General features: G+C 44.7%; 17 protein-coding genes. 2 read left to right on the top strand and 15 right to left on the bottom strand.

The window, feature by feature from the left end; translation table 11 throughout:
- Positions 1 to 122 precede the first annotated feature (122 nt).
- The 4 genes from GFS24_RS03350 to GFS24_RS03335 form a co-directional block, all read right to left on the bottom strand.
- Positions 123 to 1,814: a RagB/SusD family nutrient uptake outer membrane protein gene (locus tag GFS24_RS03350; protein ID WP_153658155.1), complete on the bottom strand. Its 1,692-nt coding sequence runs from the start codon at positions 1,812 to 1,814 to the stop codon at positions 123 to 125.
- Between the two features lie 11 nt (positions 1,815 to 1,825).
- Positions 1,826 to 4,849, bottom strand: coding sequence for a TonB-dependent receptor (locus tag GFS24_RS03345; RefSeq protein ID WP_153658154.1), 3,024 nt, complete (start codon positions 4,847 to 4,849; stop codon positions 1,826 to 1,828).
- A gap of 394 nt (positions 4,850 to 5,243) precedes the next feature.
- On the bottom strand, positions 5,244 to 5,714 hold the full coding sequence (locus GFS24_RS03340; RefSeq protein WP_153658153.1) for a protease: 471 nt from the start codon (positions 5,712 to 5,714) through the stop codon (positions 5,244 to 5,246).
- 35 nt (positions 5,715 to 5,749) lie between these two features.
- Positions 5,750 to 6,220, bottom strand: coding sequence for an RDD family protein (locus GFS24_RS03335; RefSeq protein ID WP_153658152.1), 471 nt, complete (start codon positions 6,218 to 6,220; stop codon positions 5,750 to 5,752).
- Positions 6,221 to 6,300: 80 nt separating this feature from the next.
- Between GFS24_RS03335 and GFS24_RS03330 the strand changes: the two genes are divergently transcribed.
- Together GFS24_RS03330 and GFS24_RS03325 are read left to right on the top strand one after the other, a co-directional pair.
- Positions 6,301 to 6,834, top strand: coding sequence for a hypothetical protein (locus tag GFS24_RS03330; RefSeq protein WP_153658151.1), 534 nt, complete (start codon positions 6,301 to 6,303; stop codon positions 6,832 to 6,834).
- Between the two features lie 101 nt (positions 6,835 to 6,935).
- Positions 6,936 to 8,789, top strand: a complete 1,854-nt coding sequence (locus tag GFS24_RS03325) for a glycoside hydrolase family 97 protein (protein ID WP_153658150.1) — start codon at positions 6,936 to 6,938, stop codon at positions 8,787 to 8,789.
- Between the two features lie 209 nt (positions 8,790 to 8,998).
- On the opposite strand, the gene GFS24_RS03320 is transcribed toward GFS24_RS03325, so the two are convergent.
- The 11 genes from GFS24_RS03320 to GFS24_RS03270 form a co-directional block, all read right to left on the bottom strand.
- Entirely contained in the window at positions 8,999 to 10,027 is a 1,029-nt protein-coding gene (locus GFS24_RS03320; RefSeq protein ID WP_173002952.1) for a TlpA disulfide reductase family protein, read from the bottom strand.
- 5 nt (positions 10,028 to 10,032) lie between these two features.
- Entirely contained in the window at positions 10,033 to 11,067 is a 1,035-nt protein-coding gene (locus GFS24_RS03315; protein WP_153658148.1) for a TlpA disulfide reductase family protein, read from the bottom strand.
- Positions 11,068 to 11,076: 9 nt separating this feature from the next.
- Positions 11,077 to 12,153 (bottom strand): TlpA disulfide reductase family protein, encoded by a 1,077-nt coding sequence (locus tag GFS24_RS03310; RefSeq protein WP_153658147.1) that lies wholly within the window; start codon positions 12,151 to 12,153, stop codon positions 11,077 to 11,079.
- A gap of 27 nt (positions 12,154 to 12,180) precedes the next feature.
- Positions 12,181 to 13,710, bottom strand: a complete 1,530-nt coding sequence (locus GFS24_RS03305; protein ID WP_153658146.1) for a PKD-like family lipoprotein — start codon at positions 13,708 to 13,710, stop codon at positions 12,181 to 12,183.
- A gap of 18 nt (positions 13,711 to 13,728) precedes the next feature.
- The gene (locus GFS24_RS03300) at positions 13,729 to 14,496 is read right to left on the bottom strand and encodes a DUF4843 domain-containing protein (RefSeq protein ID WP_153658145.1); all 768 of its coding nucleotides are present in this window, start codon (positions 14,494 to 14,496) and stop codon (positions 13,729 to 13,731) included.
- 16 nt (positions 14,497 to 14,512) lie between these two features.
- Positions 14,513 to 15,928: a RagB/SusD family nutrient uptake outer membrane protein gene (locus GFS24_RS03295; protein ID WP_153658144.1), complete on the bottom strand. Its 1,416-nt coding sequence runs from the start codon at positions 15,926 to 15,928 to the stop codon at positions 14,513 to 14,515.
- Positions 15,929 to 15,939: 11 nt separating this feature from the next.
- Positions 15,940 to 19,251, bottom strand: a complete 3,312-nt coding sequence (locus tag GFS24_RS03290) for a SusC/RagA family TonB-linked outer membrane protein (RefSeq protein ID WP_173002951.1) — start codon at positions 19,249 to 19,251, stop codon at positions 15,940 to 15,942.
- Positions 19,252 to 19,572: 321 nt separating this feature from the next.
- Positions 19,573 to 20,658 (bottom strand): FecR family protein, encoded by a 1,086-nt coding sequence (locus tag GFS24_RS03285; RefSeq protein ID WP_173002950.1) that lies wholly within the window; start codon positions 20,656 to 20,658, stop codon positions 19,573 to 19,575.
- An 89-nt stretch (positions 20,659 to 20,747) separates the two neighbouring features.
- Entirely contained in the window at positions 20,748 to 21,341 is a 594-nt protein-coding gene (locus GFS24_RS03280) for an RNA polymerase sigma-70 factor (protein ID WP_173002949.1), read from the bottom strand.
- A 43-nt stretch (positions 21,342 to 21,384) separates the two neighbouring features.
- On the bottom strand, positions 21,385 to 22,080 hold the full coding sequence (locus GFS24_RS03275; protein WP_153658140.1) for a glycoside hydrolase domain-containing protein: 696 nt from the start codon (positions 22,078 to 22,080) through the stop codon (positions 21,385 to 21,387).
- Between the two features lie 23 nt (positions 22,081 to 22,103).
- Positions 22,104 to 23,855 (bottom strand): carboxypeptidase-like regulatory domain-containing protein, encoded by a 1,752-nt coding sequence (locus GFS24_RS03270; RefSeq protein WP_153658139.1) that lies wholly within the window; start codon positions 23,853 to 23,855, stop codon positions 22,104 to 22,106.
- Positions 23,856 to 23,882: the final 27 nt, after the last annotated feature.

The following is a 23,882-nucleotide window of genomic DNA, read 5'->3' as shown; positions in this document are numbered from 1 at the left end:
AAAAGATAGCCCGGAGAATTGCATAAATGATGGCATGCCTCCATCAGGTACCCGAATAAAAAGGGGCCGCATCATACTTTTGATACGGCCCCTTTTATATTTAAAAGTAAAAGAACGCTTAGTTAGTAGCCGTCATTCTGTTTCAGGTAACCAGGAACGTTGGAAGCAGCATCTATCGCCGTCAAAGGAATCGGGAAGATCCTCTTTTTCTTGTCGGTGCTGGTTTTCTCTGTCCAGGTACCTTCATATTTTCCAAAGCGGATCATATCGGTACGGCGTTGGCTTTCCCAATAGAACTCGAAACCTCTTTCGCGGAACAACAGGTCCAGTGTGATGGCACCTAATGCAGGAGCCGGTGTGGAAGCTGTTCTGGCAGCTCTTACAATGTTCACATCAGCCAATGCGGTAGGAGCAGCATCTCCTCTTCTCAATTTGGCTTCTGCACGCATCAGGTAAATATCTGCGAGACGCAGGATAACAATGTCATGCTCTCCGAAGTTCCTTCCGCTAACAGATGTTTTGCTGAATTCATATTTAGAGACACGGAAACCGGTATTATAGTCACTGCCTGCAACGGTGAAATCGCAAAGCTCTGTAAACTCAACTGGTTTGGTAGGTTTGCTGCGGGTATCGTAAAATAACTTGCCCACTAACATTTTTCCGCTGGTGCATTTCAGGAACACACCACCTTTACGGATCAGCCCATATTGCTGACCTCTTAAGATACCGCGGTTGATATTGAAAGCAGCGGCGTCTACGCAGGAATCCGCAGGATTCGTGTAAATACCCAGGTTCTGTTTGTAAAAGCGCGGATCAGCAGCAGCAGGATCTGTTGGTGTATAAGCATTCACCCAGCTGCGGTAAAAATCAGAAGTGATACCAGGACCATCGGTACCGTTTGCACCTGTGTAAGCAGGAAGCGGGAACTGATCGCCGGAAAGGGAGAAGTAAGCCATACGGTTATGACCATTCAGGTCTGCACGTTGGTCTACTGCAAAGATCAATTCTTTATTGGTATGGTTCGCATCATCAAACAGCGCAAAATAGCTGGAAGACAGCGTGAATTGAGGTGTACCAATGATCTTATCGCAATACTCTACCACCTTATCCATGTCTTCTTTTTTAAAGTCGAACGTAGCTCCATATACATCACGGTATACGGCTGCATTCAGGTGAAGGCGTGCCAGCAAACCCCAAACGCCTGCTTTGGTGATACGACCGGGTCCGGTGGTGTTATCCAATAATGGTTCAATGGCCAGCAGTTCAGATTTAATGTATTCTACTGCGTCATTACCTCTTAAGATAGTGGCGTTCACCTTTGGATCGTCCTTTTTAAATACGATACCAAAAAGGTCCAGCGTGAGCATGCAGTAGTAAGCTCTCATACCTCTTGCTTCTGCAAGGAATAATGGAGCATTGGGATCTTTGTTGTCTGGCAATGTTACGATAGCTGTTACTGCCCTTGATTGTGCCTGTGTAATGTTGGTCCAGGTGTTCCGCACATTCACATCAGAACTAACTGTTTCATGTTTGTGCAATTGCAGGTAAATACCGTTATCACCCCAATCCGTACCACCGCGGTATGGCAGGATAGCCTCATCTGTAGAGATCTCCTGAAGGGAAAAATAGTTGGTATGTAACCAGATGTCTGGCAGCCTTGCATAAACAGGGCCAATAACACCTTCTGCAACTTGTTTATCGGTAAGTCCTGTAGAGGACGATTCATCCAAGGGTATTTCGTCTAATTTTGCACAACCAGCTATCATTGTAATACCTGCACAAGCAGCCAGCAGCAATAATTTCGTCTTTTTCATATACTGAAATATTAAAATGAAGCATTTAAACTAATAATAAACGATCTCGCTTTAGGATAACTCAGGTAATCCATTCCGTAGGAAGTGAAATTATCTATGTTCCTGTCTAAGTTCACCTCGGGATCATAACCATCATATTTGGTGATCACGAAGAGGTTCTGACCTGTAGCAGATAAACGGATGGTTGGTACCCATTTGCTGATACCCAGTGCAGTGGTATTGAAATTATACCCTACTGCCAGGTTGTTCAGGCGGAGGAAAGCACCATCTTTCAGGTATCTTGTACTAACAGGCGCAGAGTTATTAATAGATTCCTGCGTAAAAGCGATCGCTTCTTTGGTAACGTTTACGTTTTTAGATAATCTCAGTTTATAGAAGTTGGCGTTGGCTGTATTGTCGTAGATCTTGTTGCCGGATACGCCATTGAAATTCGCAACCAGATCAAAACCTTTCCAGGCTACATTCAGATAGAAGCTATACAATACATTTGGTATTGCAACACCTGCTATTACCCTGTCCTTATCTGTTACAGTACCGTCCTTATCCTTGTCCAGGAAAGTGCTGATACCATTGGCATCAAATCCTGTAAATTCCTTCAGGAAGTAAGTACCTACTGCTTCACCATTAATATATCCGTTAACAGTAGCGGAAGTAAGACCAGCGCCCTGTGCGGAACCCGATGGGATGATGGAATAAGGTGAACCTGCTACTTTATTGGTTATATAAGAGAAGCTACCACCAAGGCCCAATTTAATGTTCTTTGAAATTGTCTTAGTATAACCCAGGTCTACTTCAATCCCTTTATTTGTCACCGTCATATTGGGTATATTAGCCCATAATGTAGGGGCTGGCTGCACCGGATCCGTAGGTGGTACTATCAACAGTATATTGCTGGATACTTTTTTAAACACATCGATAGAACCTGTGAGATCTCCATTCAACAAGCCAAAATCTAAACCTAAATTGGTTTGTTTGGATTTTTCCCATTGAAGATCAGGATTGGCCAGTCTTCTAAAAACAGTACCTGCGGAATAAGGCCCGGTTGGATAAAGCGGATAACTCTGGCCTGCGGAAAGTTCTGTAATAAAAAGCGGCTGTGTGGATTTTGGTTCTATTTCCTGGTTACCTGTTTCTCCATAACCGCCTCTCAGTTTCAAATTACTGAATGGTGAATTCTTCATGAATTCCTCTTCTGAGATCCTCCATCCTAAAGAGAAGGAAGGGAAATACCCGTACTTGTTATTAGCACCGAATTTTGTGGATCCATCTGCTCTCATACTCACTGTTAACAGGTATCTTTCATCATACTGATAATTGATCCTGCCAAAGAAAGACTGTAATTTATTCTCATAAGCGGAACCACCCGGCCTGTTACCCGCCAGCGTTAACTCCTGGCCGGAGCCCGGAACGTAGATAGGGTCCAGCGGTGTGATAGGGAATTTATTGATGCTGGAAGATCTGCTTTGTATAAAGAACTTCTGGAAAGAGTGACCGGCTAATACAGTCAGGTTATGTGCTTTCTGCGTGTAAGTGTAGGTAAGATAGTTTTCTATCAGTGTGTTCCTGTTCACATAATTAGTGGTTTCCAGTTTTCCGTCCCGTAAAGGCACCGCATTGGGTTTATTCACGTTATCCCTGGTAGCAGTAGAATTATCTATGCCCAATGTGAATTTATACACCAGTCCTTTATAAAGCCTGATAGAAGGACTGATACTTCCTGTTATCCTGTTGGTAACGGTCAGTTCCCTGTCCAGATCAAAGTTCAATATCGGATTGCTCATATTCTCATACTTCGCGGCACTACCATCTGCATTAAATGCAGGGTAAGTAGGATTGTTGCTGACAGCTTCTCCTATTCCTAATGGCGGACGCTCATTCTTGGTATTGGCAATACCAAGGTTCACATCTATGATCAGTATATCATCCAGGAATCTCTGAGTAGCATTAAAACGACCGGTATAGCGGTCTATCTGGCTGCGCTTGATGATCCCCTGCTGCGACTGTGCGCCAAAAGAAGCATAGTACGTGAGTTTATCTGCACCGCCGCTCATTGCGAGGTTATAGTTTTGTGTGATAGCTGTTCTGGTCACCACTTTCTGCCAGTCTGTATCACCACCTTTATCATCTAATGCAGAGCCACCCAGCTTAGGTACTTCTGCACGGAATTCAGCAGCAGTGAGTACATCCAGTGGCCGTGCCATCTTTGAAAATCCAAGGCTGGAATTGAGGGACAGTGTGGAAGCTCCTGCTTTACCTTTTTTGGTAGTAATGATGATCACACCATTGGCACCTCTTGTACCATAGATAGCAGTAGCAGATGCATCTTTCAACACGTCCATGGATTCAATATCCTGTGGATTGATGGTGTTTAACGGATCACCGGCTCCGCCTGTGCTGGAGTTATCCAGCGGTAAACCATCTATTACGAATAGAGGTGAATTACCACCACGCACGCCACCGGCACCACGGATAGTGATGCCCAGCTTTGCTCCCGGCTCACCACTTGCGGAGGTAACATTCACACCTGCAATCTTCCCTTGCAGTAATTCCTGCGGGTTGTTGATGATACCTTTATTAAAGGATTCACTCTTCAGCGTTTTCACTGCTCCTGTAATATCTTTCTTGTTCTGCGTACCATAACCCACCACTACTACCTGTGTAAGATCTGTAGCGGAAGACTGTAATAAGATATCAATGTTGGTCCTGTCCCTGATAAGGACTTCCTGGGTTACATACCCAATGAAACTAACTAAGAGTGCGGGTGTTTTGTCTGGTACAGACAAAGAGAAGGCTCCCTTTGTATCCGTACTGGTGGTCTTTGAATAACCCTTCACTCCGATGGTTGCGCCTATAAGAGGTTCGCCCGTGGTGGCGTCTTTCACTGTTCCTGTAATTGTTTGATCGAACCGGGCATTGCTCTTAACTGCGGGCTTGGTTTCCGCGTGAGCATTCCCCTGAATAAAAAAGCAACTACAGCAAACCAGTGAGGCGAACACCAATTGCAAGTTGCGCTTAGGTACGTAAAATTTGTTCATGGAAAGCAATTGAGTTTTGGTTACGTAATAACGGGACAAAGGAAACAACCCTATGTTACCGGATTGTTACGTGGAATTTTGATTGTATCAGATTTAAGGTTGATGAGCAGCGAATTATGGGGTCAATTTAGACGATTTTAATCACATCAGTTAGGAATTCTACGAAAACGGTTTAGTAGACTCTGGGCTTGTGTTTACTAAAAAACACGCTCTTTTGAGCCTGCCTGAAAGTTAACACAGACTTCACATCGGATAACGATACAGGTATAACAATATGGGGGTATTCTTTGTTTAAAACCCTGTTTTTAGAAGCGTATGGATCACGCTTTACTATATAAAAGAAGGCTGACCCGGATAAGGTCAGCCTTCTTTTATATGTGATGTTTTTTAGTAGTTAGTTGGTTACATTAAAGACGGGTTCATTCACTTTTACCAGTCCGCTCATACCTCCTGCCTGATAGACTACTTTGTATTTACCGGGAGCGGTAATATTATAACCTTTCAGCAGATCGATCTCTACAGAAACGCTGTCTCCTGCCAGTACTTTAATATAAGCTTCTTCTGGCGGCGGCATGATCCTTTTGGCCATGATACCTTTATACTGTGCGTTGGTTCCGCTGGCATCTGTGATATCCAGGAACATACCCATGAAACCTTCAAAAGGTGTATGCCATTTGCAGAATTTTAATTCCTGCGCAGATGGGTTACGTACGGTGAATTTTAACAGGATGGGACTGCCGGTCTTTACAGTTTCCGGAAGAGACATTTCTGTTACCAGTTCATTGGTGGTAGTAGTAGTTTTTTGCATGTTTCCACAAGCAGTGAATGTAAAGCAGGCCGTTAATAGTAATAAGAGGTTTCTCATCTTGTATTTTTTAAAGTCCTGCAAGGTAACATTCTTTATGCAGGTAACACTGATAACTTGAGATCCACTACATAGGTTTTTGTCCATTGATCATGCCAGGGGTAGCAAGGAGTGCCCAGCGCACTGAACGCACAAAATGGTACGGCATGAATGAGGCCTCTACCGAAACCGGTGATGAAACTGATAGGAGTGCCATCTTCATTTACTGCCCGGGTGCCGGTAATTAATTTACCGAGGGTCCTTCCTTTAAAAATGCCTTCTACCAATGCCATGTAAACTGCATACATACACATGGTGAATAAGCGGTCCAGCCAGACGTTCTCAGCTATGCCATTCCAAAAGCCCAAAGACTCAGGGAAAAGGAGGCCTATCATAATTCCGAAGATAAAAAGCATGGCATAAAAGCTGACGAGGTCTATCAGGTAATTGGCCAGGCGTTTTCCGCTGGAGGCCTGTTCAATACTAACAATCTCATCGGTGAGGAGGTCTGCTTGTGTTGTTTCCATATTTTATAGGTTAGGATGGCTAAAAATAATGCTTTTAGCGAATTAATCATTAATTTTATTCACCATATTAACACCTGTCTATGAAAACCTATTACCTCCTTATCGTGCTCTTTTTGGTGGCCTGTAATACGAAACAAGCTAAAAAGCAACCGGCTCCCTGTACGGACAGCACCTACAAAGCTTATACCCCGGATGAATTAAGATCCTGTCAACTAAGCCCTGATGCCAGGTTTATTATGGTCATTAATACTTATAAATTCGATGATAAGGAGCATTTCGAAAAGTTCTTTCTTCCTTCTCCGGACATTGATTTTTCCCGCTATCTGATAACGGGCATTCTTGTAGATAATAAAATAGGTGTATTGGAGGGTGGGCAGCCTGTGCTGAAGGACATCTCTTTATCCCTTAAGATGGACACTGCTTATATTAAAAACTGTATCCTTCATATTCCTTATACTTTAATCCGGCTGGATAGTGTTCCTGCTACCCTGGGGCATACTTATACCTACGAAAGGAAGTTCTATCTTGTGAGGATACCGAAGCAGTCAGGGATTACAAAAGTGAAATTTGAAGATCAGGGAATGGCTTCCTCCCAGACCTACATCGTGGATTAAAGGTATTTGGGAACCTTCCCGCTAAATTGGGAATGTTCCCTCTCCATTTTAGGGGTTGCCTTCTGCGCAGGTGTGGGACAGTAGTATAAATTTGCTGCATCATGGCCAGATTCCACGTATATATGATATGCCTGCTATTGTTGCAGGTTTCTGCAGTTGCACAATCTGTTTTAACGGATCCCTCCGGCAACGTTTCCGTATCCTTATCTGCAAATAGTTATAGTGTCCGGGTTGGTCAGCAGCTGATTGTGGAGCCCTCAGTGCTAGGATTACAATTAGGGGGTATTTTTTTGGGGGAGGGTGTAACAGGGGTTAAAATATTGCGGCAGTATGATATTAAAGCTGCGGGTGGTAACAAAAGCGCAACGGCCGGCAAAACAGGAGCTAACAAAAACGCAGTACTCAATAACAGCCGCGTGTATGAAATAAACATGAAGGGCCTTGTAATGGAATTCCGCCTGTTTAAAGATGGCTGTGCTTTCCGGTATAAGATCCCCACCACCGGAACACTACAAAAAGAACTCACTTCATTTAAGATACCTGCTGCTTCTAAGGTCTGGTTCTTTGAAAGGAACAGTGACTGGAAATTAAAATCCTATGCCGGATGGTGGATGCATACTTCAGTGGATAGTTTGCCTGTTATTTCTTCTTCAGGCCCTGTGCAGGGCAAACCATTGGTGATGCAGCTGCGGGATAAAAGTTATATGGTGATCACGGAAGCGGCTTTATATAATTACAGTGGCATGCGGTTGGAAGCAAAGGGTAACAGAACGATGCAGGTGAATTTTACGGAAGGTGATAAAGGTTTTGAGGTGCAGGGTGGACAGTATACACCATGGCGGGTGATCCTTTATGCAACTGATCTGAACTCCCTTGTGAACAATGGGATCATTGCTGCGTTGAATCCGGCACCGGATAAAATGTTGTTTAAAGATGTGAGTTATATACAACCCGGGAAGGCTGTCTGGAGCTGGATCACGCGTAAGGAGAATTTCATGCAGCCGGAAGAAGAAAAGCGTTTCATTGATGCGGCTGCAAAGTTGCAATTCAATTATACTTTACTGGATGAAGGATGGGAAACTATCTGGCCGGATAAATGGCAACAGTTGAGAGATATCTGTCAATATGCAGCAGCCCGGCATGTAAAAGTGTGGGTATGGAAAGATTCTAAATGGCTGAGAGACCCTCAGCAGCGGGATGCTTTCCTGGATAGTGTGGCGATGTTTGGTGCAGCCGGGGTTAAAACGGATTTCATGAACAGTGAGGCGAAACCGCTCGTTGATTTTGAGATCGGATTCCTTAAGGCTTGTGCAGCCCGTAAGCTTATGGTGAATTTTCATGGGTGCCATGCGCCTACCGGTGAGAGTATTACTTATCCCAATGAAATGACGCGGGAAGGGATACGGGGGATGGAGTTGAATATTATGAAAGAACCTATTCCTGCCTGGCATAATGCGGCGCTTCCTTTTACGCGTTTTCTCTGCGGGCATGGAGATTATACGCCTGGTTTCTTTTCTAACAAAGGGCCTACTACTTATACGCATCAGCTGGCTTTGTTTTATCTTTTTAATTCTCCTTTTCAATGTATGGCGGAGAATCCTTCTACCATTATCAATGATCCTTTGTATGCGCCTATTATTCCTTTGCTGCAGGTATTGCCGGTTACATGGGATGAAACAAGGGTCCTGCCGGGAAGTGAGATTGGTGAGCTGGCGGCTTTTGCTAAAAGGAAGGGGAAGGTTTGGTATGTGGCGGTTATTAATGGCACTGAGCAGGAGAAGGAGTTTGTGTTGCGGGCGGATTTTCTTTCAGGCAAAGGGAATTATGAAGCGCTGGTGATCTCTGATAAGGATAATAAGTTTATGCAGGAAAAAGTCTCTATAAAGGGTGTTAAAAAATTCAAACTCCCTCCTACTGGTGGGTTAGTGATGCAAATAAAAATGGGCAGCCTTTAAAGGGCTGCCCAGTGTATGCCGCGCTGCAAAGGGCGGTATTTTTTTTCTTTTTTATGGGAGAGTTTTTTTTGCGAGAGCGCTGTTTTTATTATTTTAGATTTTTTATGAGAGCGTTCTTTTATTTTAAGTTTGTTTTACGAGAACGCTGTTTCTTGTTTTAAGTTTTTTTATGAGAGCGTCTTTCTTCTCATTTTAGAGAGGACATCAAACTACTTAAATATCTCTGCCAGTTTTTTATGCAGTTCTTCTCCATGTAATCCTTTCGCAATAATATTCCCTTTCGGATCTATCAGGAAATTATCAGGGATGGCATGAATGCCGTATTTAACAGCTACTTCATCTTTAAAACCTTTTAGGTTAGATACCTGTGTCCATGCGAGGCTATCCTGCTTTACGGCTTTGAGCCAGGGTTCTTTGGTCATATCCAGGGATACGCTTAGTACGTTAAAGCCTTTGTCTTTGAAGCGTTCGTAGGCAGCTGTTACATTTGGGTTTTCTGCGCGGCAGGGATGGCACCAGCTAGCCCAGAAATCTATCATTACATATTTACCACGGTAAGAAGATAAGGATACGATCTTGCCGTTCACATCCGGGGCGGTGAATTCAATGGCAGGGTTACCTACTATGGCTACACGCCTGCTTGCAGTTAATGTTTTGATATCCTTTATGGTATCATATTCCCGGAGAGCGGGACTTAAACCAGCGATCAGTCCATCTATTTCATCCAGTGTAAGGTTGCGCAGATCTATCACCAAATTGTCTATAAAAACAACACTTAACCATGAATCCGGATGGGATTTAATAAATGCTACCATGGGCTCTTTAGTAGGGCGGCCGGCACCATTTTGCTGTGCAAACAAACGGGCATCGTCTTCTGTTGGAGAACCGGTGATCTCCATGTCATTAAACTTGCTTTTGTTCGTTACTTTTACTTTACCTGGCCCTGTGTAGAACTGTGCAAATCCTTTGAAACGTTTTGTTTTGTCTGCTGTTCTGTCTTCCCAGTAGAGGTTAGCTTTCACAGCGCCATCGTACATCTCCCCTTTGAAATGATAGGTTTTGTTGACGATACTGGAGCTATCTCTCATTTCTGCTCCGTTGTCATTATAGGCAAGGTAGATTTTACCGGACGGAATGCTATCCATGTTTATCTTTCCATCAATGCTAAAGGGCTTTTTTTGTGCGGCACTCAGCAATGGTAATGTTACCAGGGTTGAGATGATTATTTTTTTGATCATGATCATTATTTAACGAGTTGTGCAATCTTAAGTTCTACGTCTCCTCCCCTGAGATTAACGGCAATCACTTTACCGAGGGGATCGATCAAAAAGTTAGCGGGAATGCCCTCTACGCCATATGCTTTCGCCACAGGGCTTTCCGGTCCTACCAGGTCAGACACTTGCGTCCAGGTGAGTCCATCCTTTTTAATGGCCTCTATCCATTTATCGCGGGAAGCCTGCGTATCCAGCGAAATGCCTAATATCTCTAATCCTTTGCTTTTGTGTACATCATATGCCCTCTTTACATAAGGACTTTCTGCGCGGCAGGGTACACACCAGCTGGCCCAGAAATCTACGAGTACATATTTGCCACGATAAGATGATAAAGACACCGGTTTACCTTCCGGATCATTCAGCGTGAATTCAGGGGCTATTTTACCGATACCCACTGCCACTGCTGCAGTTAGCTGTACATCCAGTTTCTTTATCTCCGGATCCTTTTTCAGGTTATCGCTCAGGGAGCGGTAAAGACTGTCTGCTACTTCCGGGCCAAAGTATCTTGCACGATCTCTGAGGAAAGCAAAACTCAACCAGGAGTTAGGATGTGAGCGGATATATTCTTTTAATACAGGATCTTTATCACCATTACTGGCACGGATGGCTTTCACAACATTATCATACTCCACCTGTAATGGAGAGCCGGTTATTGTTTTCTTATCAAAAGCCAGTTCATGTTCTATCCTGATATTGCCAGGCGATAGAAAAAAGAAAATAGCCCCTGTTTCTGCTAAACTACCCGTCTTTCTTATCCGCTCCTCATCCGGTGCATCACACCATGTTATAACGGCCTGTGCGCCCTCTGGTTCCAGTATGTTGGCAAAGTGATAGGTATTATTTTTCAACACACAGCTGTCTCGCTTAATGCCTTTTCCATACAGATAGATCTTACCTACTAATACGGAATCTGTTTTTATCTTTCCGTCGATCACATAACTTTTGTCCTGTGCATGTACGAATACAGGCAAGAGTAATGCGAGTAATAATCCTGTTGTTTTCATATGTGATATTTATAAAAGGATTTCAGCGAGTTTCTTTTGCAGTTCTTCTCCGCGAAGATTGGTAGCGATGATCTTACCCTGAGGGTCCACGAGGAAGTTGGCGGGTACGCTCGATACATTGTATAACAACGCAGGCGTACAGTTCCACCATTTCATGTCGCTCACGTGTTTCCAGGTGAGGTTATCCCTTTTGATCACTTTCAGCCACAGTTCTTTTGAATCAGGGCGTTCCAGGGAAACACCCAGGATATCGAAGTTCTTGTCTTTGTAGGTGCTGTATGCTTTCACCAGGTTAGGCATTTCTGCTATGCAGGGTACACACCAGGTGGCCCAGAAATCAATAAGCACATATTTTCCTTTGTAGTCTGCCAATGATACATTTTTGCCTTCTGTATCCGGTGTGGTAAATACAGGCGCCATATCTCCTACTTTAGCTGCGCCCAAACCTTTGATGCGGTTACGCAATTCTATTCCCTGCGGCGTTTTTTTAGCGGAAGCGGTGAGTTTATCATATGCGGCCACCATCTGTACCTTGTCTTTGAAACGAACACCGATCTCGTTTAAGAGGTCCACACTGATCTCGCTCTTAGGACGCGCAGCCATAAACTTCATGATCACATTGAACCTTGCGTTCATCATACCAGGATCAAACTCCGTCACTGGACGACCCGTATTATTTACATTGGCGCTATCCACTGTGGCATTGAGCAATTCCCTGAATACCTGGTAATCTTCATTAAGTGGTGTTCCGCTGATCACAGGATGTTTACCCTGATAATTAATATTGATCTTACCTGGTTCCAGATAAAATAAACCACCCCTCTGATAATCTCCTTCTATCACTATTAATTGCCCACGCTGGCGTTCATCATTTACAATACCTGAAAAGGTGGCTTTGCCATTCAAGGTAATAGCAGTATCCTTTTTCCCTCCGGTACTGAGGGTAAAACGGTTGAACATTATCTTATTGGTTACACCTGGCCCGTAATCAAGGGAAACGGTGTAAGCGCCTTCCTGTGCCATAACGGCTACGGGAAACAACAGGGCAAACAGGGTCAATGCCTTTGGCATGCTGAATTTTTTCATGAATAAAGTTTAAATCGTTTTTAATAATTATCGTTCCCGGTATGCTACGCTTACTATTTTTCCCAAACCTGTCCATCCCATTGTTTTCACAAGTGGTTTACTGATCTCAGGAACGGAATAACATTCCAGCGTACCATTGGCACCGGGCGTGCCGGCAGGATCATAAGTACCTACAGTGAGGTAAGTGGCCCATAATTTATAGGTGTTGGCATTAGCCGCTACGAAAGAATTATAGAAATGCGGGAAACCCATGTAAGTAATGGTGGAGTTTCCTTTGTCTATCATTAACGTAGTAGTGGGTGTGCCCAGGTTAAAGTCATATTCGTATACTTTTCCACCCACGGAATAGAACAGGTAATTCACATCCGGGCTCACGGCATAACTGGTGGCCTGTGCAAAATCAGGGGCGGTGATCTCTTTGAATAATGTTTGCGCACCGGCGATGGGGAAACGCAGCAGGTAATATTTAGCTGTCACCGGATCCTTCAATACAGCATATACGGAACGGCTGGTGCTGTTGTAAGACCTTTCCATCCAAACAAGGTCCAGCCCGGTAGGGAAATTACGGGCGGCCACCACATCTGCTACAAAGGAACTATTGAAGTTAGCAGCCTGCACAAAACAACGTTTATCCGTATTATACATCACTCCCACCGTACCATCTGTTACTACATAAGGAGACACTTTGAACGGAGCACTGGCAGCAGCGTATACATTGATAGGATCATTCCTGAAAGCATACCCGTATAAAGTTGAATAAGCATACATGTTCCCTTTGGCATACATGTAGAACATCACCGTAGTAGGTGATGGGTTTTCACCGGTCAGCACATCTGCTTTAAAATCATTTGCGATGTTACCCACCATGAGATAGCGGATATTCATCGTAGGCTCATAGGCAAATGTTTCCTGGTGAATGCGGTTGGTGCCGGTTTCCGTGAGCAAGAAGATGCCATAGTTGAGCGGGGTGATATTGGTACCCACATAATTCATACACAACACCTGACGGGGTTTGCCCTGCTCCGGCAGATTAGAGTTCATTTCCTTTAACACATCTGTATACTGTGTGAACAGGCCGGTTCCTTTTGAATAAGCCAGCATATCCAGCCTTGATTTCCCGTTCACATCGTTCAGCACCATATAGCCTTCAAAGTTTTTGGAGGATACCAATATATTGGTCCTCGTCTGGAAGGTTACGCCATTGGATTTATCCGTTACCCTGTATGCGAGTGAATAGTTACCGGGCAGGAGATTGATCTTTGCATTCAGGTTTTTGTCCGTACCTATCACCGTATCTATAAAGGGCAGGTTCGAAGAGGGCCTGTACCGGAAAGACCATGCATAATTGTAGTTGGCGTCACTGGGATTGGGATCATTGCTCCACTTTAAGGTAGGATTGATCTTCAGTGTATCTCCCAGGAGTACGGTATAACCTTTTGTACTGTCGAAGTTTTCAACCGTCCAGTGATTGATCACATGATAGTCGTAATTGCCTTTGTCCTTGTAACAGGAAGTAAAGACGATGAATGCGAGAAGATATATAAAAAGATGTTTCATCTTAGTGATGTTTTGTGGTTATTGATAAGCGGGTGCCATGAGAAGGGGTGTTACACCATCGTCCTCATACACTCTTTTTCCGGCGGCGGCCTGATCATTCAGGTAACGGCTGGTGGTGATGGCATAATATTGCCCCAGGGCATTCAGGTTAATACCACCCACGGATACATCCACAAAGAAATTAAGCGGCATACCGGCTACTTCATTCAGCAGCAATACTTTCTTTACACTGAATGTTCCGAAAAATTGCGCAAAAGTGCCCGTCCAGCTAGTTCCCTGAACAATCACATCTGCGATGTTCAGCTTGAACCGCTGGGCATCTACTGTATCTGAAAATCCGTATAAAACTTTGAGGTTGGTATCAAAATTTTCATTGGCATGCAGGTTGAACACCAGATTTACTGGGTTGGCCTTCAGTTCTGCAGGGCGTTTTAGCTTCAGCAAAATGGTATCCGTTAATCTGCCGGCATGCAGGATAAATTCTGTTGGCACTTCATAGTGTTTACCTGCAACGGCAGTAGAGGCCGGATCAATGGTAATGCTCAATTTACGGTCATAATCTTTAGCCGTTCCCGTTACCGCAACAGGCAGTTTAAATATTGTTTCTGTAATAGCGGGTGGCGTGTAGGCAAATGTAAAATCCGTGGAATCAATAATTGGATTCTGCACTATTTTGAACCGGTATGCGAAATAGACATTGTCCTTCACATTATAGGTAAGCAGCCCTTCCTTTTTACAGGCCCCTGCCAGCAGCATTACAGCTATTATATAAATGAGTTTCTTCATTGTTTTCTTTTTAATGTTAGCGGGGAGTGGTTTCAGATAAAGGCAGCGGGATGATATAGTTCGGCGTAACGGTGCCGGTTCCCGGTGCGCTGTTGCCACTTGGAATAGGTTTCTGGTTGAGGCGTTTGAAATAGAAATACATCTGTCCTTCTCCAAAAAACTCTTTCTGGTATTCTTTCGATACTTCGGTAGCGATCACCGCATTGGCAGGCAGGGTGGGCAAACCTCTGTGCACTCTTACAGAATCCAGGTAACCCCGCTGTGTTGTAAGATCTGTACCGGTTTCCGCCAGTATGTAATACAATTCTGTTTTACGGATCAGGGGTTGTAAAAAGCGCCATGGTTTTGTGCCATCAGATATATCTGCAAACTTGAAGAAGGTGCGCCCTTTTTCCGTTACCCAGATGAACTGGTTGCGATAGTCGTTACCGTTGGATTCATAAATAGCATCCAGCCTGGCGGGTTGTACGGATAACAGGTCTGTTGGCCGTAGTCCTCCATTGAACAAACCGTTCTGGTTGATGTACATATCCTGGTTATATACGGCAAAGAGCACTTCGGGAGAGAAGATCCTGTCCGGACTGAAGAGGTCTGCTACTGCAGCTCTTATCACCCATGGGAACCATTTCTCGCCGCTTTCCAGTACAGCCTTCGCTGCTGCGTTAGCCGCCACTTTATTGCCGCCGTAAAGATTAGCTCTTGCGGACAGGGCTTTGATGGCATAATAGTTTAGTCTTTGATTGCGGTAACCTGCATAAAAATCAGTTGATGCTATTACACCGCTGGTGATCACAGGATCTTTTGCCAGTAATGTTTCTGCTCCGGAAAGATCGGCCAGTACACTATCCAATACTGCACTCGCTGTAATAATAGGCCTGGTTACGCCGTCTGCTCTCCTGTAATAAGGAATGGCAGGTGAAGCGGAAGAAGTAACGTACACGGGACCAAACAAACGCAGCATATCAAAATGCAGCATAGCACGTATGCCAATGGCTTCTCCTTTCATCTGGTCCGCATGATCTTTTGTAATCACACCTCTTTGCGCAGCGCCATCCATTTCTGCGATGAACTTATTGGCTGCCAGGATAGTGGCATAACTTGTTTGCCAAAGGCTATCCAATGCACTTTTCACCTTATCCTGGGTGTAAGAATAGGATGCTATCAGGCTGTAGCTATTATCTGAGGTGCTCTGTGTGGCATAACGCTGCCCCAGGAGGTCTACCGTTTTGCAGGTAAGCGTTGCACCATACAGGTCGTTATCTGCCATGGTGGTGTACAGGCCATTCAATGCCTGTTGAATAGACTTTTCGTTGCTATACACCTGCCCTTCGGTGAGCCTGTCTTCCGGTTGTACGGTGAGGTAATCTTTACAGCCGGGCAGCAGGTATACTGCAGCTGCTAATATGATGAGTCCGAAATATCTTTGTGTCATAACTCTTGTGTTTAGAAGGATGCGTTAATACTGAATGAAGCCGTTCTCGCAAAAGGATAATCCAATCCTCTTTCAGTTTGTACACTTTCCAGTCTGAAAATATCATTCATGTACAGGCTGCAGTTAAGGCCCTGTAATTTCAGTTTCCTGATCCAGCCGCTATATATCCGCCAGTTCAGGCTAAAGGACTCTCCTACCAGGTGGGAATCCTTCTGTACAAAACGGGAGGATATGGGTGTGGTGGAACTGAGCAGGATGGATTTATACTGGCTCACATCGCCGGGCTTTTTCCATCTTTCATATAAAGCGCGCTTATCCTGGTTGTATACCAGGTTTTGCAGCGATATATTTTCCACGCGTGAATACAATGCGTTGTTGAACACGGAGCCACCTATCCTGTAACGCACATTGGCGCCAAAGGTGAAGCTCTTATAAGTAAAGGAAGTATTCACCACTCCTTCTATCACTGGTCTTGAATTACCTACCTTTATGATATCATCGGTATTATAGACGAAAGTGAGCGTACCATCTTTTTTCTGGAAGATCTCCTGCCCTGTTGCGGGATCAATACCTCTTGAAACAACGGCCCACATATCGTCCGGGCTATAACCATCTGTATAACGCACCAGTCCTTTATTATCCAGCTGATCTTTATTCAGTGCCTGCAGTTTGTTATTGAAGCCACCATAAATGGCGGTATATGCATTTCCCATAATGCCCACGTTCCAGATGATCCGGTCTCTCAGATTATATATCGGAGAGGTACGCAGGGTGAAGTCCCATCCTTTGGTGACGAGATTCCCTGCATTAAGCATGTAATTATCATTGGCCCCTGTGGAAGAAGGTACGGCACCGGTGGCGGTGATCACCAGCGGGTCTGTTTTCTTGATGTAATACCCCACGTTTCCGTTCACCCTGTTGCGGAAGAGCGAGAAATCAAGACCATAACTCTGCTGTACTGTTTCCTGCCATTCCAGGTCAGGATTGCCCAGTGAGGTCAGCGCTAATCCCTGGCCAAAATTGTTGAGGCCGGGCACATAAGTATAGGTAGAAACAGACGTGAACTGACCCAGGTTTTCATTTCCTGTGATCCCGATATTTCCCCTGATCTTCAGGAGCGAGATCCAGCTGATCTGCTGGAAGAATGGTTCATTATGTAAGTTCCATCCTATACCGGCAGAAAAGAATGGCCGGAACAATTTGTTGGAACCAAACACGCTGCTGCCGCTCAGGCGGTAAGTAGCATCCAGCAGAAAACGATTGTCGTAGGTATAGTTGATACTTCCTACAAAACCCACACTGCGTGGTGTAACAGCAGAAGAAGCTGGTCTTCCGAAAGGGGTATAGCTATAGGAATAAGCAGGATTACCATTAGAGCCGGAAGGGAAACCTGTGGCCCCAAAACCGGTGGTACGGGAAATAGATTGGGAAATGTCTGCGCGGGCGTTGGCATTCAGCTGACTTTTGCCGATGGCCTCACCATACGTGACCATGATGTTCCCGTTATAGTTCGTATTGTCTGCCTGCCTGCTGTTGTATGTTCCTTTCAGGCGGGTATCTGTTGTTTTATCGAAAGAGGAATTATCCGGCGGGATAAATCGAACAGAATTATTCGTTCCACGACTTAACAGTAATCCTCCCTGTAACCTGAATTTTTTAGACAGGGTTATGATGGCCTGCAGGTTGTTGGAAAAGGAAAAACCTTTTGTTTCATTGATACTGTATAAACCGGCATCAAAGAGCGGATTGTATACGTATATGTTGGAAATGGAACTGGAGTCCAGGTATTTTCCTACGGAGCCATCCGGCCTGGTTTTCTTATAATAAGGATTGGCTTGTGAGAATGCCGTAAAAGAACCATAGGGAGATTCTTCGCCTTTATTTCCATCCACACTCATGATATTGGTGATATTCACGATACCTTTCCTGTAGGCCAGCATAAAGTTTCCGCCAAATGATTGCCGCCCGGATCCTTTCATTACACCATCCTGGTTACGGTAAGAAACACCGGCTGCAAACTGCAGGTCTCTGTTACCACCGGATAACTGCAAAGAATGCCGGTTAGCAACTCCCAGGCGTACAGGTTCGTTGATCCAGTAAGTATTGATGCCGCTGGCAACAGAAGCCAGGCGTTCGTAATACTTCTGTGTCCATTCGTATTGGAAGTTAGGTTGTGATTCATATACGCCGGACAGTTTTTCGAACTGTATCTTCTCTGAAGAATTCATCAGGTTGTAACTGGTGAGGTCCGGTATATCAAAAGAAACGTCTGCAGTATAACTAACGCGCAACTCTCCTGCCACGGGGCGTTTTGTTTCTACTACCACTACACCGTTAGCTGCTTTGGAACCGTAGATAGCGGTAGAAGCAGCATCTTTCAAAATATAAATAGAGGCTACCCTGTTCATATCCAGATCGTAAATGGCCTGCAGGCTGCTTTCAAAACCATCCAGTACAAACAGCGGCTGGTTAGGGTTTGCGGCAAACTGATCATTCAGGCCGGTAGTACTGATACTTGTTTTTCCCCTCACTTCAATGTTAGGCAATGCATTGGGATTAGAACCCAGTGTATTGTTCTCTACCATGATGAAAGAAGGGTCCAGTGTTTTGAGACTTTCTAATATATTCTTATTACCTACGCTCTTCAATTGCTCTCCGGTATAGGTGGAAACGGCACCGGTGAAACTTTCTACTTTCCGGGTGTACATACCGTTGGAGATCACTACGTCTTTTAGCTGACTTACTGACTTTTCCAGCCTGATGGCAGGTACTTTCCAGTTGCGGGTTTTTACTTCCTTGGTTTTATATCCTATCATACTGATGATCAGTGTTTCATCGGAGAGTACATCCCTGATAAAAAAGGAACCATCTGATAAGGTAACGGCGCCTGCTCTTGCGCCTCTTCTGCTGTCCACAGCAACAGATACAAATTGCAGCGGTTTGCCTTCTTCATCGGTCACTATACCGATAATGCTGCGCAATGGCTGCGTGGTATCTGCAACAGGTGTTGCAGGCTGTTCTGTGATGACCGGCTTTTTGAAGAGGAAGATGGTTTTGTCTTCAATACTGAAATTGACCGGCTGGTCTTTCAGCGCCATCCTGAGGAATTCTGCGAGGGGCATATCCTTTACAGAAATGGTGAGTGCGGTGGTGTTCTGCAGATCATTCTTTTTCGAAAAAACCACATACTCGGTCTGTTTCTCGATAGCATCGAAGACCTTTTTCAAAGGTATGTTCTTTCCTGACAAGGTGATGGACTGCGCAGAGCTGGCCGCATAAACATTGACCAGGCCAATAGTGAGTAAAACAGCAGTTAATTTCATCGCATTAACAATTAGGTTGATCCTGCGACTACCAGACCCTATGCATAGTGATCTGATCAGGATCCCGGTGATCGAACGCCGCCTACCCGGACCAGCGGGTAGCGCATAGCAGTTTTTTTGCATAAATTGCATTGTTATTTGGTTGATTAAGAAATGAAGCTGTCTTGCCGGACGTGCTTTGTTTTAATTCACTAACTGACGATTATACCGGAGGTGTTCATGCACTTCCGGTTTTTGTTTTTTATTGGTTGGTTTTTGAAAAATGTTCCCCCTTGCGGTCCCTGTGCAGGATCCCCCTATATCTCATGCTAATTTTTACTACTACTTTATTACCGTTAATTTTTTCCCCTCCAGGCGGAACTGTACGCCTGTATTTTCCAGTCCTTTCAGCACGCCCTTCAAAGAGGTGCTTCTGCTAATCTTACCTACAAATTCTATATTCCCGATATTCTTTTCATAAGCCACGTCAATGTCGTACCACCTTGAAAGCTGGCGCATGACTTCTTTCAGATCTGCATCCTCGAAATTGAACACGCCTTTTTTCCAGGCGGTCACTTTGTCCAGATCTACGTTGCTTACTACCTTTATCTGCTCTGCTAATTGTGCCTGCTGGCCTGGTTTTAAGACTACCTCCCCGATCTTTACGGAGCCTTCCAGCAGGGTTGTTTTTATATCCTCTTCATCTGTATACGCGTTGATATTAAAAATGGTTCCCAGTACCTCTACGGTAGCGCGTTGATTAACCATTACCCGGAAGGGGGCTTCTGCGTTCTTAGCCACTTCAAAATATGCCTCCCCGGTGACCTCCACTTTCCTTTCCTTACCTTCGAAAACAGTGGGGTACCGAAGGGAGGAAGCGGCATTTAACCAAACCTTTGTACCATCAGATAGTTCCAGCTGGAACTGTCCGCCTCTGGGTACAGTTAATGTATGATACGTTATTTCCGTGCTGTTGCTCTTATTATAGGCTAGCTTGCCTCCCTGTTGGTAGGCAGTAGTTTTGGGGATCATTTGCTGGCCGGCACTGTCCAGCGTAACGGTGGAACCGTCTGCCAGTGTGAGTATGGCTTTGCTGGTGCCGGGTGCGGCATCATTTATTTTTTCTGCTGTGATCTGCGTTTCTGTGGTGCGGGTAATTAAGTAAGTGCCTGCAGTGAGCAGGATGGCAATAACGGCTGCGGCTTTCATCCATGTTTTGATGAAGCGGACTTTTGGCTCTTTGGCTGCGGGGTACGTTTTCAGTATCCTGTCCGCCATCGCTTTTCTTTTTTCTATGGAGAGTTCTCCTTCATCCTGCAAAACCTCCCATTCCCGGGTGATCATGGGAGAAAATTCCTCCTTAGACACGCCCTGGTTGAGCAGTTCCATAAACTCCTCCACTTCTGCAGGACTTGCAGTTTTGTTCAACCACCGGTTATATAATATCTCTAACCTTGCCATATAACTATAAAGACAACAATAATTTAAAATAGGGGATACGGGGAAGTAAGAAATTTTTAGAAACGTGATAATAAGATCACCAGAAGCGGGATATTAATATTATTGGTCACGTGTTCTTTGATAGCGCCATTGGCGTATTGGAGGTATTTTTTAACGGCGTCCCTGGAGATGTTCATCTCGGCGGCGATCTGTTCATATTTGAGGCCTTCTCTCCTGCTGAGGATCCAGACCTTCTTTTGTTGCGGGGGCAGACGGTTCACTGCGTCGTCTATGAGCCCGAAAACTTCTTCCAGTTCCTGGCGGTCTTCTTCCTGTGTAGTGGTGTTTTCCTTTTGCCATTCCCATTGTTTCTTCTTTTCCCGCATCATTTTCTTGATGGTGTTCAATACATGGTTGCGGGATATGATGAGCAGGAAAGCACGGAAGCTGCGAAGGCCGGTGAGTGTTTCTCTTGTTTGCCAGATCTTTACGAAGATGTCCTGTACGATCTCTTCTGAGAGTAATTGGTCGTTGGTATGGCGGTAGATGAATTTGTAGAGGAGACCGGAGTATTGTTCTACCAGCTGGCGGAATGCATGCTCATTGCCAGCAGCTACCTGCTGCAACAAATCACTTTCATTCTCATTGTATAATACATTATTGACAATCACCAGATTACCTTAAGGTCGATTCTTAGCCCGAAAGGTATGAAATCTATGGGGTAATGAAAAGGGTGAAGTTATAATAGAGTACATCGTTCTTTTTCATGCTGCGTGCGCCGCTGTAATTTTCGGAGAGCATGGATTTACCTTTGATGTACATGGTGATGCCTCCTTTTCCTGCATTAACCCATGTAGTGGGGAGTGGTTTTTGAAAACCATCATGCAGGAGATATTCCAAACCGGCATTTTTATCTCCTACCCAGGGGTTATCCTGGTATTTATCAGCCCATTTCCAATTAATGGTATCCGGCCGTGGGCCTTCCTCCCTGCCTAAACCTTTCATATACTTTGCCACGCTTTTATCGAAAGGGATATGCAGTTTAATATCGTCCAGGGATACATCCTGCAATGCGGTAAGTTTTATGTTATAGAGCAAACGTGCACCATGAATGTCAGCCAATACCTTCACTTCCATTTTTAACTGTTCTGAAGTATGGATGGCGCTCCATTTCATTTTGTCCGATTGAATGGTGATGCCTTCCTGTTTAAAGGGGATGTCTTTATGCGTGGCAGCATTGATGATATGGAAATGGATATTTTCTGCGAGGATATTCCGGGAGGCCGTTTGGATCTGTTCAGGAAAACCACTCTTATTCAGGGCCACTTTATGACCGGACAGGTTGACGGTATCCAGTTGTGCGGATGCGGCTGTGGTAAAAAAAAGGAATATGAACAGGAGGTGCTTCATTTTGTTTTCGTTTATCAGTTCCTCTAAATTAATCTTCTTACCCTGAAACGGAAACTGACGTATGTTATTTGGCTCTGCTGTGCCTGATTGAACATATAACCGGCAAAGCCACCGCTTATAAATTGTCCGGCCGCACCATATTCTGTAATCTGCATGTTCAACTGGTAAGCAGAAGTCGCTCTTATATCCGAAGTTGGACTGGTTAATACCTTTGCGGATAAGATCTTGTAATTACCCGGCCGGGAAACACCACCAAAGGTTGCACTTGCCGACAGGTCATAAGGAGTGGCCAGGTTATTTGAATAGATCTGGGTGGCACTATCCTGACTGATGAGATAAGGCAATCTTGATCCGAAAAAGCTATATGCTGGAAGGGCAAAATTAAATGGGACATCGTTTAGCTTTACTTCAAAATATATCTCACCAGATAAACCGCAGGCCTGTATGGTAGGGATGGCGTATTCCTGCCCTGGTGTTACCTTCAGGTAATAAGGGTTGGGGCTTTCCTGTTTGGCTGATGAATCTACGCCGATGACAGCCACATTTAATTCTGTACCTGTGCAGATGGCTACTCTTGCCACATATTGCCCCTGGTTATCTGTTGGTATCCTGGAATGCCCGTTCTTTTGCTGTATCAGTGCATATCCATTCGTTAAAGGTGCCCCATTGCAGGTAGTGAGCTTACCGCGGAGAATGGCGAATGTGGTAGTGAGTGCATCTACCGTCAATACATTCATATTCTTATCCTCTGCCATTGCAGGGAAAGTGAAATTCTTTATTTCAAGGCCGCATAAATTATAAAAGCGCAGGCGCAATTCTTTGTTGCGGGGAACTGCTGTGTTGATGCTGCCGGAAGAATCTGTGTATAAGTAAACGTAAGAGGAGTCGTTTGCCGTTTCTGAGATCCTCATATAGTGAAATGAAAAAGGCCGGTCTTCCGTGTTCTTGAATTGCAGGGAGAGATTGATCATTTCTTCCGGCATATCCGCACTCCAGAAGGAAAAATGGCTTACCGTGCCTACGTAAACATCTCCCTGTTTGGTGGCGGTGCCTTCTTCTTTCCATATGCCCTTTTCTTCATCAAAATACCATAAAGGAATGGTAGCTGGAGCGGTGGATACCATGCTGGCAGCGATCTCTATTTTAATAGTAGCCGTTTTTCCACTGGCAAGCTGGAGTTGTTCCCCTCCTGTGCCTTCCAGTTCTATGGCCAGCATACCGTAAGGACGCAATGTTTTCTTTTTGCCGGACTTATCATATCCATAATTTCCGCCGGGCCTTATGGAAGAGCTTTTCAAGGTTGACGGAGAAAGGTAACGGGCGAATACACTGACCTCCCCTGCGTAAGGGGTCTTTTGTATTTTATTGATCACACCGTTATCGGGTAAACGGATACTATTTTTGCCTTCGAAAGTTGACTCGCTTGTTATTTTATTCCTGCGGATGAGCTGTATTTCAGTAAAACCTATATTACCTGCCTGGGGCGTGAATGTTCTGCCGGTACTGAAATATCCTGGTGCTGCTACATATACATACGCATCCGTTTTTGCCAGGACCACTTTATCAAACCGGAATTCTCCGTCTGTATTGGTAATGGCCGAGGCATCCAAAGACTTTACGGTGATATTAGCAGCAGGAATACCTGTTTCGTCCAGTACCCTGCCTTGTATGGAGGCAGTAACCGTTTCTGGCTGGGCTTCCGGCTCAGGGCTGTTCTTCTTTGCGCAGGAAAACAACAGTAAGGTGCAGAGGGAGATGCTTATCGTACGTATCATGACAGGTAAAGGGTGTTTGAGGGGACA

Source organism: Chitinophaga sp. SYP-B3965, assembly GCF_009647655.1.
GTDB lineage: Bacteria > Bacteroidota > Bacteroidia > Chitinophagales > Chitinophagaceae > Chitinophaga.
The sequence above is the reverse complement of the archived record's forward strand: the minus strand, read 5'-3'. Positions and strand labels throughout refer to the sequence as shown.